At 53.8% G+C, this 16,079-nt stretch carries 14 protein-coding genes and 2 tRNA genes; 10 read left to right on the plus strand and 6 right to left on the minus strand.

What is annotated here, in order from left to right; translation table 11 throughout:
• The first annotated feature begins 22 nt into the window (after window positions 1–22).
• On the plus strand, window positions 23–2,599 hold the full coding sequence (locus tag ACPW75_RS16275; protein ID WP_077097493.1) for an alpha amylase C-terminal domain-containing protein: 2,577 nt from the start codon (window positions 23–25) through the stop codon (window positions 2,597–2,599).
• A 440-nt stretch (window positions 2,600–3,039) separates the two neighbouring features.
• Here ACPW75_RS16275 and ACPW75_RS16280 read toward each other — a convergent pair.
• Window positions 3,040–3,116 (minus strand) — tRNA-Ile (locus ACPW75_RS16280).
• A gap of 166 nt (window positions 3,117–3,282) precedes the next feature.
• On the opposite strand from ACPW75_RS16280, the gene ACPW75_RS16285 reads away from it, so the two are divergent.
• On the plus strand, window positions 3,283–4,584 hold the full coding sequence (locus ACPW75_RS16285) for a tyrosine-type recombinase/integrase (RefSeq protein WP_077097494.1): 1,302 nt from the start codon (window positions 3,283–3,285) through the stop codon (window positions 4,582–4,584).
• Window positions 4,585–4,637: 53 nt separating this feature from the next.
• A complete protein-coding gene (locus tag ACPW75_RS16290) occupies window positions 4,638–5,030 on the plus strand; it encodes a hypothetical protein (protein ID WP_425904325.1) in 393 nt (130 codons plus the stop codon).
• Window positions 5,031–5,057: 27 nt separating this feature from the next.
• On the opposite strand, the gene ACPW75_RS16295 is transcribed toward ACPW75_RS16290, so the two are convergent.
• A protein-coding gene (locus ACPW75_RS16295; RefSeq protein ID WP_102948393.1) for an IS3 family transposase occupies window positions 5,058–6,262 on the minus strand; the annotation gives its coding sequence in 2 pieces (ribosomal slippage) (window positions 5,058–5,944 and window positions 5,944–6,262; 1,206 coding nt in all).
• A 261-nt stretch (window positions 6,263–6,523) separates the two neighbouring features.
• On the opposite strand from ACPW75_RS16295, the gene ACPW75_RS16300 reads away from it, so the two are divergent.
• The 7 genes from ACPW75_RS16300 to ACPW75_RS16330 all read left to right on the plus strand — a co-directional run bounded on the left by ACPW75_RS16300 (window position 6,524) and on the right by ACPW75_RS16330 (window position 11,305).
• The gene (locus ACPW75_RS16300; RefSeq protein ID WP_042643601.1) at window positions 6,524–6,808 is read left to right on the plus strand and encodes a hypothetical protein; all 285 of its coding nucleotides are present in this window, start codon (window positions 6,524–6,526) and stop codon (window positions 6,806–6,808) included.
• Window positions 6,809–7,680: 872 nt separating this feature from the next.
• On the plus strand, window positions 7,681–8,040 hold the full coding sequence (locus ACPW75_RS16305; RefSeq protein WP_042864147.1) for a helix-turn-helix domain-containing protein: 360 nt from the start codon (window positions 7,681–7,683) through the stop codon (window positions 8,038–8,040).
• 76 nt (window positions 8,041–8,116) lie between these two features.
• The gene (locus tag ACPW75_RS16310; protein WP_077098420.1) at window positions 8,117–8,380 is read left to right on the plus strand and encodes a recombinase family protein; all 264 of its coding nucleotides are present in this window, start codon (window positions 8,117–8,119) and stop codon (window positions 8,378–8,380) included.
• Between the two features lie 205 nt (window positions 8,381–8,585).
• A complete protein-coding gene (locus tag ACPW75_RS16315; RefSeq protein WP_077098422.1) occupies window positions 8,586–8,939 on the plus strand; it encodes a hypothetical protein in 354 nt (117 codons plus the stop codon).
• 225 nt (window positions 8,940–9,164) lie between these two features.
• On the plus strand, window positions 9,165–9,539 hold the full coding sequence (locus ACPW75_RS16320; RefSeq protein ID WP_077098424.1) for a hypothetical protein: 375 nt from the start codon (window positions 9,165–9,167) through the stop codon (window positions 9,537–9,539).
• Window positions 9,539–9,970, plus strand: coding sequence for a hypothetical protein (locus ACPW75_RS16325; protein WP_143239053.1), 432 nt, complete (start codon window positions 9,539–9,541; stop codon window positions 9,968–9,970). Before ACPW75_RS16320 ends, ACPW75_RS16325 begins: the two co-directional genes overlap by 1 nt.
• A gap of 450 nt (window positions 9,971–10,420) precedes the next feature.
• Window positions 10,421–11,305 (plus strand): IS982 family transposase, encoded by an 885-nt coding sequence (locus tag ACPW75_RS16330; RefSeq protein WP_077097209.1) that lies wholly within the window; start codon window positions 10,421–10,423, stop codon window positions 11,303–11,305.
• A 95-nt stretch (window positions 11,306–11,400) separates the two neighbouring features.
• Here the strand turns inward: ACPW75_RS16330 and ACPW75_RS16335 are convergent.
• The 4 genes from ACPW75_RS16335 to ACPW75_RS16350 all read right to left on the minus strand — a co-directional run bounded on the left by ACPW75_RS16335 (window position 11,401) and on the right by ACPW75_RS16350 (window position 16,070).
• Window positions 11,401–11,477 (minus strand) — tRNA-Ile (locus ACPW75_RS16335).
• Window positions 11,478–11,671: 194 nt separating this feature from the next.
• Window positions 11,672–13,567, minus strand: a complete 1,896-nt coding sequence (rpoD, locus tag ACPW75_RS16340; protein WP_263642045.1) for an RNA polymerase sigma factor RpoD — start codon at window positions 13,565–13,567, stop codon at window positions 11,672–11,674.
• A 183-nt stretch (window positions 13,568–13,750) separates the two neighbouring features.
• A complete protein-coding gene (gene dnaG, locus ACPW75_RS16345; protein ID WP_077096096.1) occupies window positions 13,751–15,538 on the minus strand; it encodes a DNA primase in 1,788 nt (595 codons plus the stop codon).
• Between the two features lie 88 nt (window positions 15,539–15,626).
• Entirely contained in the window at window positions 15,627–16,070 is a 444-nt protein-coding gene (locus ACPW75_RS16350) for a GatB/YqeY domain-containing protein (protein ID WP_016349543.1), read from the minus strand.
• Between the last annotated feature and the right edge of the window lie 9 nt (window positions 16,071–16,079).

The raw sequence follows: 16,079 nt of genomic DNA on the forward strand, positions 1-16,079 counted from the left end.
CAAGATCGAAGGGAAAATCGTCATGCACAGCACACTGCTTCGAACCGCCCTGCTGACGGCGGCACTCGGCTCTTTCAGCCACACTGCCACCGCCGAAGGGGTCATGGTTCACCTGTTCCAATGGAAGTTCAACGACATCGCCAACGAGTGCGAAACCGTGCTCGGACCCAAGGGGTTCGGGGGCGTCCAGATCACCCCACCGGCCGAGCACAAGCAAGGCAGCCAGGTCTGGTGGACCGTCTATCAACCCGTCAGCTTCAAGAATTTCAACAGTTTCGGCGGTAGCGAGGCGGAACTCAGAAGCATGATCGCCCGCTGCAACGCAGCCGGGGTCAAGGTCTATGCCGACGCCGTCTTCAACCAGCTGGCATCGGGCTCAGGCACCGCCACCGGTGGCGGCAGCTACAACGCGGGGCAGTACCAGTATCCCCAGTTCGGCTACAACGACTTCCACCACAGCGGCGACATCACCAACTACGGTGACAGCAACAACGTCTGGAACGGCGCCCTCTACGGCATGCCGGACCTCAATACCGGCTCTCCCTACGTGCAGGATCAGATCGCCACCTACATGAAGACCCTGCTCGGCTGGGGCGTGGCGGGCTTTCGTATCGATGCGGCCAAGCACATGGCCCCGACCGATGTGAAGGCCATCCTCGACAAGGCGGGCAGCCCCAGGGCCTACCTGGAGGTGATCGGCGCAGGCGGGGAGTCTCCCGACATCCAGCCCGGGCGCTACACCTACATCGATACCGTCACCGATTTCAAATACGGCACCGATCTCGCCGCCAACTTCAACGGCCAGATCAAGAACCTCAAGACGCTGGGCGAGAGCTGGGGCCTGCTCCCCTCCAACAAGGCCTTCGTCTTCGTGGTCAACCACGACCGCGAACGCGGCCACGGCGGGGGTGGCATGCTCACCTTCATGAGCGGTGCTCGCTACGATCTGGCCAACACCTTCATGATGGCCTGGCCCTATGGCTGGAAGCAGGTGATGTCGGGCTATCGCTTCGAAAACATGAGCACCTATGAAACCGACAAGGGGGCACCGGGCAGCACACCTTGCTCGGACAGCCAGTGGAACTGCGAACAGCGCCGGCCGACCATCATGAACATGGCCCTGTTCCACAACCGGACCGAAGGCCAGCCGGTCAACAACTGGTGGGACAACGGCAACAACCAGATCGCCTTCGGCCGCGGTGACAAGGGCTTCGTCGCCATCAACAACGAGAGCGGCAGCCTGGTGGCCTCGCTGCAGACCGGTCTGCCGGCTGGCGAGTACTGCAACCTCTTGGGCGGCAATGACTACTGCAGCGGCGGCTATGTCACCGTCGACGGCAGTGGCAAGGCCAGCCTGAACGTGCCCGGCATGAAGGCGGCCGCCATCATCGCCGGTTGTACCAAGGCCAGCCCCTGCGGTGGTTCCGCCCTGCCGGGCACCAAGTTCAGCAGCATGAACCTGCGCGGTACCCACAACGCCTGGGGCAATACCCCCATGACCGTCGATGCCAACCGTGTCTGGTCAGCCACCCTCACCCTGACCGGCAACGGTGACGCCACCGGCGCCCAGCGCTTCAAGTTCGACGTCTTCGGCAACTGGTCCGAGAACTACGGCGACAACGAAGGGGATGGCATCGCCGACAAGGGCAGCAGCAAGGACATTCTGGTCAGCGGGGCGGGCAGCTACCGCATCACCCTGAACGAAAGCGATCTGCATTACACGGTCACCCCCCTCACCAGCAACCAGGCGCCGGTCGCCGCCCTCTCTCCCAAGACCCTCAGCGTCAAGGCGGGTGAGAGCGTGGTGTTCGATGCCTCCGCCTCCCGCGACGACGGGGGCGTGGTGAGCTACAGCTGGTCCAGCGGCGGCACCGCCGCCACCGAGACAGTCCGGTTCGATACCTCGGGTACCCATACCGTGACGGTCACCGTGACCGATGCAGAAGGGTTGACCGCCAGTGCCAGCGCTACCGTGACCGTCACCGACGACAACGGCACCTACGCCAGCGTGCTGCCCATCCTGAATTTCCGCGGCACTCCCAATGCCTGGGGATCCCTTGCCATGACGCTGGTCGCCGACAATCAGTGGGAGGCTCTCGTCACCTTCGATGGTCAGGCAAACCAGCGCTTCAAGTTCGACGTCAAGGGGGACTGGAGCAAGAACTATGGCGACACCAACAAGGATGGGGTGGCCGAACTGGCCGGCAGTGACATCCTGACCTCGGTCACCGGCCAGTATCGGGTACGCTTCAACGATCAGACCCTGCAATACAGCCTGACCCCGGTCAGCGTCGGCTACGCGAAGAACTTCGCCAGCCTCAACATTCGCGGCACCACCAACAACTGGGGCTCCACCCCCATGTCTCTGGTAGGCGATCACCTCTGGCAGGCCAGAGTCACCTTCACCGGTAGCGGCGATGGCAACGGCGCTCAGCGCTTCAAGTTCGACGTCAAGGGCGACTGGACCCAGAACTACGGCGACACCAACAGGGACGGTGTCGCCGAGCTGGCCGGCGCCGACATCACCACGGCCGTGGTCGGTGTCTATGTGGTGCGCTTCAACGACCAGACCCTGGCCTACAGCCTGAACGCCCAGTAAGGCTCAATACGCTCGGTCACCAGACCCAGAGTACTGTCCCAGGCCTCCCACCATCGGCGGGAGGCCTTTTTTATGGCGCCATGCCACTGCTTCCAGCCTTTCGGTAGGCTGATGCTCTGGCGCCATGTCCTGGCTCATTTCAAACCATGCCCCCCCTCAACGCCGAAAAAAGGCGCGAGCAGCCCACCGCACACAAGCCGGTCTGCATGATCACATGACCAGCCTGCCCGGCAGGCTCGGGCGAGAGGATCAGGCTATCCCTTCCTCGTTAAGAGGGCCGCCACAGCGAGGCTCTGCGATGCCTCACGGTGCGAAACCTTGCCCAGTTCTGGCTGTTCGTACTGCGTTATAGGCCGCACTATGGAGCTCATCTCTAAGGGCCGGCGCCGGTGAACGGCAGAAACGACAAAGCCGCTCAAGAGAGCGGCTTTGTCTGAAAATGGTGGCCCCTGGGGGACTTGAACCCACGACCAATCGATTATGAGTCGACTGCTCTGACCAACTGAGCTAAGGGGCCATTGATACTGGTTTGCGGCGTGGATTTTTAATTACCTATATAACAATCACTTACAAGCATGACGTGTATCATTATGTCTCAGATAGTAACAGGTAGCTTCATTCCAAGTACACTTGCAAGTACACTTCGAAAATATTGAAGTGCACTTAGCGAGGTTTGCCATCCAATGCCATTGACTCACAGTGAAGTAAACGCGCTACCCGCGAAAAAGAACCCGTATTTTCAGACTGACGACAATCGCACCCGAGGAGAAGGGAGGTTAGGTGTACAGGTATTCCCTAGTGGCACAAAGACCCTGACGTTTCGCTACAGGCGCGATGGGAAGTGGGCATTTATACCGCTTGGCAGCTTCCCAAACCTCACCCTTGCCGATGCCCGCGAGAAGGCCAAGGCGTTTGGTCAGATGATCCGCGATGGTCTAGACCCCAAAGACGAACTGGCCCGTCAAGCAAAGGAGCGGGAGCAAGAAAAGCGGGAGCATGAGCAGCAAGGAACCATTGAGCAGCTATTCAAAAGCTACACCGAGCAGATGAATAAGGATGGCAAGCGCACCTATGAGGCCGTATTGGTGGCCTTGGAGAAAGAGACCTACCCAGTAATCAAACCCACGACCAAAGCTAAGGACGTGACCGCACACGATATCAAAATCATTCTGGCACACATGATCCACCGTGGTGCTGCTACCCAATCCAATCGAGTCAGAAGCTATCTAATGGCCGCATTCAATTACGGGCTAAAGCATGACAACGACCCCGCCAACTTCATAGACGATGCCAAATTTGGTTTGGTGCTTAATCCGGTGGCTGCCATACCCAAGCAGAAGGCCGCCGAACGCGTTGGGGAACGTTTCCTGACGTGGGCAGAGGCTCGCCAATTGCTTGATGATATGGAGCAACCCACTAGCTTAGGCTTGACCCTGCGTAGCTTGATCCGGCTTTGCTTCTTTACTGGTGGCCAGCGTCCCTATGAACTCGCCGTCTCACGCTGGGCCAATATCGATTGGCAAGCCAAGACCCTGACCATTACCGCCGATACTTCCAAGAATGGCCGCCCCCACCTGATCCCCCTTACTGATAGCGCCTTGCGAGTATTGAGAGAGCAGCAAGAGGAAACGGCGGGTAGCCCCTTTATCTTTGCTCACGCCACCAAGCCAAACGAGCCAATGCCGATGGCCTCACTTAGCCAAGCGATTGACCGTTACCGTAAACGCACCGAGATGGCACACTTTATCCCCCGTGATTTTCGCCGCACCTGTAAGACCCTGATGGGTGAGCTTGGCATAGCTAAAGATCTGCGCGACCGCCTACAGAATCACGCCCTGAATGACGTATCCAGTAAACACTATGACCGATATGAGTACCTACCAGAGAAGCGCCGAGCCTTGGAGCTATGGGAGCGGCGGTTATTGGATCTGGCAGCGGATACCGTGGTTTCCGTTAACTTTGGGGGACGTGAGTTATCTTCCTGACGCCAAAGGCGCTACCATGCTGGTTAGTTATGTCAAGCTAGGGCAGGGATGGAATGGCAATAACAATAGGCTACGGTTTGCTTGCTCTTTTGGCTGTGGGAATCTGTTTATATCAAGTGTTCATTAGACTAAACCCCGAAGCAAAAACTGTAAGAAAGGGAGTAAAATTATTGTCACGTGCCCTGGGGATTAAGTCATCATTGGTATCACGTATGATGATGGATCTTGGGCCTAAGAATGGTTATGAGCTGTGTCATATGGTGGAGCAAACAAAGGGGAATACAGACGCCCCTTTCCACTTCATATATGAGTGTGGTGCGCTGATATTTTTCTTCCATTGGTGTTTGTATAAGACCCCCTCAGATGTTCATTGGTTGTACCAACACTTAGCAAAACAGGGGTTTTCAATTGATCAGATTAGCATGGATGAAGATGCGTGGATTTGACCCCATAGGTCCAGACACTTTTCCCGCTTAGGGTTGTGATACCCGACTGCGCAGAAATTCCCGTGGTGAACGGTATCCCAAGGCGCTGTGCGGGTGGTGCTCGTTATAATGCTCAAACGCGATAGCCAAATTGCCTACCGCTGTTCGGCTATCCGGTTTTGGCATCATCTCGATATAGTCTCGCTTCATCGTCTTCACGAAGCTCTCCGCTATACCGTTACTCTGTGGGCTTCTCACTGCTGTCGTTCTGGGCTCCAACCCGATTTCTCGTGCAAACGCGCGGGTCTCATGGGCTCGATACGCCGAGCCATTATCAGTCAGCCACTCCACCGGTGATGCCGGCAACGAATCCCCAAAGCGATGTTCGACAGACCTCAGCATGACATCTTGCACAGTGTCACTATCGTAACCCCCAGTACTGGCCGCCCAGTCCAACGCTTCCCTATCGCAGCAATCCATGGCGAACGTGACACGTAGTTTTTCACCGTTATCGCAGCGAAACTCGAAGCCATCTGAGCACCACCGTCGATTGCTCTCCTTGACGGCAACACGCCCCTTATGTGCCTGCTGGGCCAATGGTGCAGCTGGTTTTCTTTCCAGCAGCAAGCCATGTTCGCGCATGACGCGATATACCCGCTTAGCGTTTACCACAGGTTGTTCTGTTGCCTCAGACTGACGCCGTAACAGCGCCCAGACCCGGCGATAGCCATAGGAGGGAAGCTCTGCCATCGCCTCCATGATACGGCCAAGTAAGGCTGCATCATCACGCTGGCGATGATGACGACCATCTTGCCAACCCGGTTTTCGATGAACACGAACGGATAGCTGCGCACGCGATACATTAAGAGCCTGGCTCACAGCACTTAATCGTCGTCCCCCGGCAACAAGGGCGCATGCGCAATCCATTTTTTTGCTCGACCATACTCCACGGCTTCTTTGAGGATCTCGTTCTCCATGGTCTTCTTCCCGAGCAGACGCTGAAGCTCTCGGATCTGCTTGATGGCAGCAGCCAACTCGGAAGCAGGAACAACATCCTCACCGGCGGTGATCGCCGTGAGAGACCCTTCTTGGAATTGCTTACGCCATTTGAAAAGCTGGTTTGCGTTGACGTCGTGCAAGCGAGCAACATGAGAGACGGTCATCCCGGGCTCAAAGGTCTGCTGCACGATGGCGATCTTTTCTTGTGGAGTCCGGCGTCGACGGCGCTCGGCCCCTGTTAACACTTCGACCATCTTCTCGTTGTGACTAGTACTGAACATAGCTCCAAGACTACCTCTTAAGTTAAGAGGGGCGAAGTGTCTGGATCTTCAAGGGGCCAATCTAATGCGTTAGGCATGGCACAGTCGCTACTCTCTAATATTGATTTACGTGGGTACGACTTGCACAAGCTTCACAAAGCCCTCTCTGCTTTCATTGCCAAGTTTGAGGAGTACCTTGATAGTGATGGCAGTCAGGAACCGCCAAGGATCGTTTTAGACTAGGGCTTGATTGTCATGGATTTTTATAGAAAAGTCTCCTTCATAGCGATCATTGCTGTGTTGCTGATCTTGGTGGCAGGGCCATTCCTTTTCAAGTTCTATCCAAACTTTGAAAAGGGAAAGGTTATGTGTGAGTCACAAGGAGGGCACGTTAGCTTTGAAGGACGAGACATCAGGGTTTATGACGATAGAATCGAATTGGTTGGTGTCTGGGGAATATTGGATAGTGGTAAGCCCAGACACATTTTGATCCAAACCAAAGGACGTTTGTGTGTGATTGAAGAAAGCAACGCTGATTAAATAAACACACAGGAAGGCGTCTAGGAGACTCTCTAACGAGGTTTAGGAGATTACCTGTAGAATCCATAGGCTACGCCTAGTGACACTCTATGACATACGTAAGCAGACTAACGCCTTCGGCAAAGAGTAAAAGATACGCCAAAAAGAAGGGAAGAAATCCACACAGTAGGTAGTTAGTAGCCAAGGGCTACAGAAGCATGGGAGAGAAGGGGTTAGTCTTTTCTCTCTTTCCTTTAGGCGTCTTCTTTAGCTTGGCCCTGCCGGCCTGAGGCACATACAGTCAGATAGTTTCTATATACGCCTTCGGCACAATGGGGTGACAAAATGTCACCTATAATAGTATTTATATTATCTGTTACTTTATCTGTTATTAGGTACAAATTGTCACCCCCCCCCCTGACAATTTGTCACCCCTCTTGCACTTAGAAGATGCCCCCTAATGACAAATGGTATCATCCCATCCTCTTAATATAATAGCAGGCTCTCCCCTTCAAGCTGGCTCTGGGCTAGAGTCACATCTATTACTCAATTTTGAGGGGTAGAGGAATGAAACAAGAGATTGTCCCCTGCTACCCACCTGACTATTAAAAAATAGTTGTAGCAGAAACACCTGTCTCACAGGTATATATAAGTATACATAGTTGAAAACTGTAGCCTGCTTGCGCCAGTAAGTGGGCTCTTGCCCGTTCCAAATCAAGATAGAGGTAATGAGATAATGTATTCCCAAGAAAATGGCCTTCGGGTCAAGATACCTGCCTTTTGCGCCAATGAGCTGGCCAAGCATTTACCAGAAGGTGTAAAGGCAACGCGCTACATCGTGGACCTGATTCTAAAGGACTTAGCCAATAAAAAGAGAGGATCACATATAAGTGATGACGCAACTAGAAATTACAACCAAGATTCTGCGCAACCTTCCTAAAGATCTTACCGCCTCCGAACAGATCACCCTGCTGGTTATCTCCACCTTCATTAACCTAGAGCGGGATAAGTGCGCTCGTTGTTGGCCCACGAATAGCCTGTTGGCGGCTCAGACCGGGCTATCTGAACGGGCAATTATCCGAGCTTTGGTAAGGCTGGAGGCAATGGGCCTCATTGAGCGGCAGACAAAGTTTGATCCTGACGCTAACAAGCGAACACGGATTTTAATCCTTAACCTAGACAAGCTGACGCCAGTATCGGCAGCGCAGGAAGTCAAAGAGGATGCTTGGGAGGATGATCTAGATGATTGGTAAAATCCTAATTTTATACCCCCTTGTAGTCTATTTAACCCACATGATTTCAATTTTTATAATCCAATAGGTAACGACAATGCAACGATACAACTCCACTCATGAACAATTTAACACAGCCAAAGAGGCGGCCAATGCAACCTACTTCACTAAGCTGCTAGAGCCAGTGCAAGAGCTCTTGGCGTTTGGTTACGGATACAAGGCTTTGGCTTCAGCACTGAATGCGAAAGGTTATCTAACCCAACGAGGTAAGCCCTTCACTCGTGAGAGTGTGCGTACCCTCTTAAATAACTTACGGCTTTCTACAGTGGGAGCGGAAGAACAAGAATGCAAAGAACAATAATAGCGCACCTCGATCAATATGGTCGCTGCTGCGCAGTAGAACGAGAGCGAACAGGGGAGCTAATTCTCCTGGCGGGGAGTTTGGATAATGCGGTGAGTTACAAAGAACTTTCAGAAAGATACATAAGCCTGGCTATGCGAGAGATTAGCAACACCGTCTCGTCTCAGGGTGTCACAGTCGTAGTTGGCAAGGAGGTTGTTACTTTATGAACCTCTATTTTGTCTATTACAACCAACAAGACAAGGCGGTGTGTGTAGAGCGCCAAGGCACAAATGGTATCATCAAGATTATTGCAGGTGTCAGGCCGACCAGCCTTTACAGCCGAATGCTAGTCACTGATACCTATACTCTCTCAGAGGCAATAGATGAAGCCTTGCTCACCAAGCAAGAGCTCTTGAATAAATCGAAAGGGATACGTTACCAACGCACCCCAGAGCTAGAGCGAGAGATTAAGCTCGGTTGTTCCCACTCTGTATTGCATACCAAATACGGCCTTTCTAAACGCACTTATCACCGATTGCGTAACGAGCTTATCAGTGCCACTCCCCCTACCCTGTAGGGTAGTACCTCCCCCCTGTGTCACTTCCTCTCTAGCCCTTGTATACCAAGGCTTAAAACAGCCATTTTTAGCAAAGTAGGACTCTACTATGTGGTGTTTTCTTAACACACGCAAACGGGTTCCTGTAACCCACTGCGACCACTACCGCGATTATTCAAAATTCAAAAACTATGACATTGATGCCCCTTTCACCTGGGCACCTAACCCCTTTCGGAGAAGTTAAATATGAATGAACAAATCAAAGACCTGTTTCAAGACGAATCAATTAGTGATGATCAGCTTGCAGCCATCATTCAAGAGGCTCAAGGCGACGCCTCTAAGGTGAGCAAGAGCATGAAAGCCCTTGGTATTGGTGCTGGCTCTAAAGAGCACATTGCTTATATGCAGTCATTGAAGAATGATGCTATGCGCAAACATGGATTCTCTGAACCTCCCCAACAAACAGAATTTACGGGGGAAGAACTAGCCAACGCCAATTGGACAACCAAGCAATGGCAGCAATGGGAACGGGCTAGACGTGTGAAAGCTGGCTATAAGCCAAATCCGCTTAACAACACTCAGGACGCTGTCGAGTTCTTCAAGAAGCTGAGAGGTGGTTAATGCCTCTCATCAAGAAGCCCAAGGTAGCAAACTACAAATTCGGAGGGCAGGCAGATAAGCCTGTCCGCACTCATGAATACAAACCAGATGTTACCAGATTCTCTTACAAGGGCATTGTCATTGAGCGTAAAGGCTCTAGCTACCGCATTACGCCACCCAAACTTAAAGGCTTTGATATGGCTTTGTGTGCTGGTGTCTATACCGATACTCGTTCGCTACAAGGGGCGCTTGATTTGGCCCTTCTGAACGTTGACAGTGAACGCCAAGGAGAGCTAAGGGCGCTGAATATCAATTACCACTGTCCAGCGTGTAAGGGAGTAACGCTCATTCAGAAGAGAGATTGGCAAGAGGAGCGGATTTCTTGCCCCTTGTGCGCTCGACACTCACATTATTCCTACTATGAAGCCGTGAAAGATGAAGTAATCCGGTGACAGAGGGGAAGCGCTTTACCCCTTACGCCTCTCAAGACATACAGCCCCCATCTGATTACTATCCTCTGTTGCTAGTACATCTATGGGGTTGTATTGGCTATTGCAGAGAGGGCCATTTGTCATATTTTCTGTGAGATTTTTTCAAGCCTCATTGCATATATATAAGAACCCCCCTTACCCCTGCTCCCCTCCATGCAATTCCCCCAGCAAATCGACGATGCCTCTCTCCGCTCCCCACACAACTTTTCTTCCTGTCCCCTAAAACCACTGTCATTGTGTCAACCTATCACTGGGCAATTGATAGGGCTTGGAATGCCGTCACCATTCCGCCCCTAGCAGTTAGCTAAGTAACCTGAACTCGGGATAAAAAACGGCGTAAAAAATGAACTCAATGCCCGTTCCAAGATCTGATCCTGCAGTGACAAAGACACTGACCACAAAGGAACGGGCATGGACAAGTTATTGGAACTCTTCTGTGATGTTGATGATTTTTGTGCCGTATTTATGCCTCAATGGCACCAGCAATTGTTGGTTAGCGGTCAGCGTCAACGCCAGCGTACCGGGCGCATGAGCGCGAGTGAGATAATGTGCATCATCATTGCTTTCCACATGTCACACCACCGGGATTTCAAAAACTTCTACAACGGTTTGCTCCGGCGCTATCACATGCAGGATTTTCCTCAATTGCTCAGTTACACCCGGTTCCTCGAGATGATGCCATCCGTATTGGTCCCGCTCTGTGCCTATTTCACCCAGCTGAAGGCAACCCCAACCGGGATAGAATTTGTTGATTCGACCAGCATCAAGGTCTGTCATAACCTGCGGATTCCCCGGCACAAGGTATTCGATGGTGTCGCAAAGCGAGGCAAGGGAACAATGGGCTGGTTTTATGGATTCAAATTACACCTCATTGTGAATCACATGGGCGGACTGGTTGCCGCCAAGCTGACACCAGCAAATGTCGATGACCGGGCACCGGTCAGGGAATTAGCAGCCTGTTTACCGGACCGGTTATACGGCGATAAAGGATATATCAGTCAAGCGTTATCAGATGAGCTGGCAGCCAAGGGAGTGACATTGATAACGGGGCACCGTAAGAATATGAAACCAAAGGTCCATTCGCTTTTTGACAGGGCAATGCTATCCAAAAGGTTCATCATTGAAACAATCAATGACCAGCTGAAAAACATCTCGCAGATAGAGCATTCACGGCACAGGAGTATGCATGGATTTATGTTGAATCTGCTTGGAGGGCTGATCGCGTACTGCCACAAAGACAACAAGCCAGCCTTGAATCTTACATCCGAAGAGCAAGCCGTGATAATGCTGGCTTAAACCGATCTCAGGTTAAGTACACTCACAAGTACACTTCAAAACGCCAGAAATAGAAAAGGCGCAGCGGTTACTAACCTGCTACGCCTTTCTAAATTTGGTGGCCCCTGCCCGACTTGAACGGGCGACCAATCGATTATGAGTCGACTGCTCTGACCAACTGAGCTAAGGGGCCATTGATACTGGTTTGCGGCGTGGATTATAGGGGATGGCGGATACCCCGTCCATAGGCATATCAATCACTTGGCGAGATTTCATCCATATTCAAGCGGTTCCGTGACTCATCTTCACGCCGCCGTCACCACGGATAAAACAAAGCCCCGCATGGCGGGGCTTTTTGGCAGCGGTCACGGGTAGACCCGCCCGGGATTACTCGTCCAGGAAGCTGCGCAGTACTTCGGAGCGGCTCGGGTGGCGCAGCTTGCGCAGCGCCTTGGCTTCGATCTGACGAATACGCTCACGGGTAACGTCGAACTGCTTGCCCACTTCCTCGAGGGTGTGGTCAGTGTTCATGTCGATACCGAAGCGCATGCGCAGTACCTTGGCCTCACGGGCGGTCAGGCCGGCCAGCACTTCGCGGGTGGCGTTGCGCAGGCTCTCGCTGGTGGCCGCATCCGCTGGCAGAGCCAGGGTGGTATCTTCGATGAAGTCGCCCAAGTGGGAATCTTCATCATCACCGATGGGCGTCTCCATGGAGATGGGCTCTTTGGCGATCTTCAATACCTTGCGGATCTTGTCTTCCGGCATGCCCATGCGCATGGCCAGCTCTTCCGGGTTCGGTTCACGACCCATCTCCTGCAGCATCTGACGGGAGATACGGTTGAGCTTGTTGATGGTCTCAATCATGTGTACCGGGATACGGATGGTACGGGCCTGATCCGCGATGGAGCGGGTAATGGCCTGACGGATCCACCAGGTCGCATAGGTCGAGAACTTGTAGCCACGACGGTATTCAAACTTGTCTACCGCCTTCATCAGACCGATGTTGCCCTCCTGGATCAGATCCAGGAACTGCAGGCCACGGTTGGTGTACTTCTTGGCGATGGAGATAACCAGACGCAAGTTGGCCTCGACCATCTCTTTCTTGGCGCGGCGGGCCTTGGCCTCACCGATGCTCATGCGACGGTTGATGTCCTTGATCTGGGCGATGGACAGACCGGTCTCTTCCTCGATCTGCTGAAGCTTGCCGATGGCGCGCAGCACATCTTCGTCCATCTCGACCAGACGCGGTGACCAGGCCTTGCCGGCCTGCTTCTGGTATTCAAACCAGGCAGTTTCGCACTCGTTGTTGGTGAAGGCCGCGACGAAGGTCTTCTTCGGCATCTTGGCCTGCTCAACGCAGAGTTTCATGATGATGCGTTCCTGCACGCGGACTCGCTCCATCATCTCGCGCATGTTGTTGACCAGGCGATCGAACTGCTTGGGCATCAGGCGGAATTGACGGAATACATCGGCCAGCTGGGCAATCGCAGCCTGAGTATCTTCGTGCGCACGACCATTCTGCTGAATGGAGAGACGAGTTACTTCGTACTGGGCGCGCAGATCACCGAACTTCTCGCGAGCGACTTCCGGATCCGGACCACCGTCGCCATCATCATCGGAGTCATCGCCATCACCGTCTTCGTCTTCATCTTCGTCTTCATCTTCGTCAGCCAGATCTTCTTCGCTGAGCTCGGAGCCGATATGAGTAGCGGTCGGGGCGACGTCATCGGTCTCGTTGGGATCGATGAAGCCGGAAATGATGTCGGACAGACGCAGCTGTTCCGCTTCGTATTTGTCGTATTGCTCAAGCAGATAGGTAATCGCTTCCGGGTACTCGGCGACGGAGCTTTGTACCTGGTTGATACCGTCTTCGATGCGCTTGGCGATGTCGATTTCGCCTTCGCGAGTCAACAGTTCGACGGTACCCATTTCCCGCATGTACATGCGGACGGGATCGGTCGTACGACCAATCTCGGATTCAACAGATGCCAGTGCCTGGGCCGCTGCTTCGGCAGCGTCCTCATCGGCGGTACCACCTTCAGCCATGATAAGGTCATCGGCATCCGGGGCGTTTTCCACCACTTGGATGCCCATGTCGTTGATCATCTGGATGATGTCTTCGATCTGGTCAGAGTCGACAATGTCTTGCGGGAGGTGATCGTTCACCTCGGCATAGGTCAGGTAGCCCTGTTCTTTACCTTTGGCAACGAGGAGTTTAAGCTGAGACTGCGGGGTTTGCTCCATAGAACTCATCCGGTTGGTGTTGCTAGGTTGCGCGTACAGTGCGCTGCTGCGCAAATAGCCAATTCTAATAGAAAACCGCCAGACATGCTATGTCTGGTTGCGGCGTCGGTCATGAGAAACCCCTGCCCGCAGTATTGTCGGGGCCAGGCGGTTATAAAATGTTTGCTTTTAATCCCGTCGATTCGGGCAACGGTATTCATATTGGGGTTAATCACTCAAATATCAAGCCCCACTCTCATTTCTTTTCTCAATTTGCACCTCTCTGATCAGCATCATCAGCTCCTGAGTTTCCTCAGAGCTTAGCCCTTCCTGCGCCACCTTGGCCTGCAATTCCTCGATACGCTGCTTCAGGAACAGGTTGATGAAACCGACGAAAGTATCCTGCAATTCTCCCAGAATATCCGGCTCCTGGTCGAGTTTTACCTCTTCAAACAGATCGTGCATTGCCAGTTGCGCCAGGATCTCTCCCTCTTTGGTGCCACGCCAGTGCTCCAGCAGGATGCCCGTCGTGACCCCGGGCTGAGTCAGGATCTGTTGATGCAACTGCAGCAAGAACCTGATGCCCTGCAGGCGCAGTCCAGCCAGTTCAGGCATGGCCGGCAACTCGGCCGTGATCGCCGGATACTGCACCATCAGTGCCAGCGCCCGGCGCAGCGGCGTCAACTTGGCTGCCTTGGGTTTGTTGAGCTCGGCCTTCGGCTGACTGTTGCGGGCAAACAGTTCGGCGATCCGCTGCTTGTTCTCGCCCCAGCGCATCATGCTGGAAAGGCGGGTGATCAATCCCTCGCGCGTGAACCCTTCCGGGACTCGCCGGATCAGCTCGGCGGCCTTGTTGGCCACTTCGAACTTGCCAGCCTCACCGGAAAGTGCCGCATCGCGTCCGAGGCGCTCAAACATGAAATCGGCGAAGGGCTGGGCCTGGTCAAGCAGAGCTTCGAATCCCTCCTTGCCGATCTGGCGCACCAGCGAGTCGGGATCCTCACCATCCGGCAAAAACACGAACTTGAGTTCACGCCCATCCTGCAGATGGGAGAGTGCGTTGTCCAGCGCCCGCCAAGCCGCTTCCCGACCAGCGTTGTCGCCGTCGTAGCAGCAAACGACCTCGGCCGTGGTGCGAAACAGGGTATGGATATGGTCGCTGGTGGTCGCGGTACCCAGCGCCGCCACCGCATAATCGATGTCGTACTGGCCGAGCGCCACCACATCCATATAGCCTTCCACCACCAGGATCCGGCGCGGATCCTTGTGTGCCTGCTTGACCTCGTAAAGGCCGAACAACTCCCGTCCCTTGTGGAAGATGGGTGTTTCCGGCGAGTTCAGATACTTTGGCGTCCCCTCCCCCAGTACCCGGCCACCGAAACCGATGACCCGGCCACGCTTGTCACGGATCGGAAACATGATGCGATCGCGAAAGCGATCATAGCTGCCGGGACCGCTGTCACGAGTGATCAGCATGCCGCCCGAGATGAGCAACTGCTCGTGCTCCCGGCTGGCGCCAAAGCGCCGACGCACCTGATCCCAATCGGCAGAGGCATACCCGATGTTGAAGCGCTTGACCACTTCACCGGTCAGACCGCGCCCCTTCAGGTATTCCACCGCCTGCGGCGCGCTCTTGAGATTGCTCTCGTAGAAGCGGGCGATCTGGTTCATCAGCTCGAACAGATCCTTGCTGACCGCAGGTTGACTGCTGCTCATCCCACCTGCAGTCTGCTCACGGGGAACCTGCATGCCATGCAGGCTGGCAAGCTCTTCAATGGCATCGGGAAATTCGAGCCCGTCATACTCCATGACAAAGCCGATGGCATTGCCGTGAGCGCCGCAACCGAAGCAGTGATAGAACTGCTTCTCCTGACTGACAGTAAAAGAGGGGCTTTTTTCGTTATGAAAAGGGCAGCAAGCCTGGTAGTTCTTACCGGCTTTCTTCAGCCGCACCCGCGAGTCGATCAACTCGACGATATCGGTGCGTACGAGCAGATCATCGATGAAGGATTGTGGGATCCTGCCTGCCATAACCGTCCTGTTTCATTGCATAGAAAATAAAAAAGCCGCGCATTCCCAGGGAAGCACGGCTTCTTTGACCAAACAAGAGAGTTGCCTGTTACGCCAAGCGGGTTTTCACCTGAGCACTGACGGCGCCGACATCGGCACGCCCCTGAATTTTCGGCTTCAAGACAGCCATGACTTTGCCCATGTCAGCCATGACGGCAGCACCACTTTCAGCGATGGCTTGCTCAATCAGTGCGGCAATTTCGGCTGCGGTCAGCTGTTGCGGCAGGAACTCCTGCAACACAACGATCTCTGCGGACTCTTTGTCGGCAAGATCCTGGCGACCGGCAGCTTCGAATTGACTGATGGAATCACGACGCTGTTTGACCATTTTGGTCACCACAGCGAGGATATCCTGATCATTGAGCTCGACACGGGTATCAACTTCACGTTGCTTGATTTCAGCCATCAACAAACGGATCGCTCCCAAGCGAGCCTTGTCTTTGGCAAGCATGGCGAGTTTTTGTTGATCCTTGAGTTGATCCTTCAGCGACACGGCATGAAC

It is taken from the genome of Aeromonas sp. FL131 (assembly GCF_049860615.1).
Classification (GTDB): domain Bacteria; phylum Pseudomonadota; class Gammaproteobacteria; order Enterobacterales; family Aeromonadaceae; genus Aeromonas; species Aeromonas hydrophila.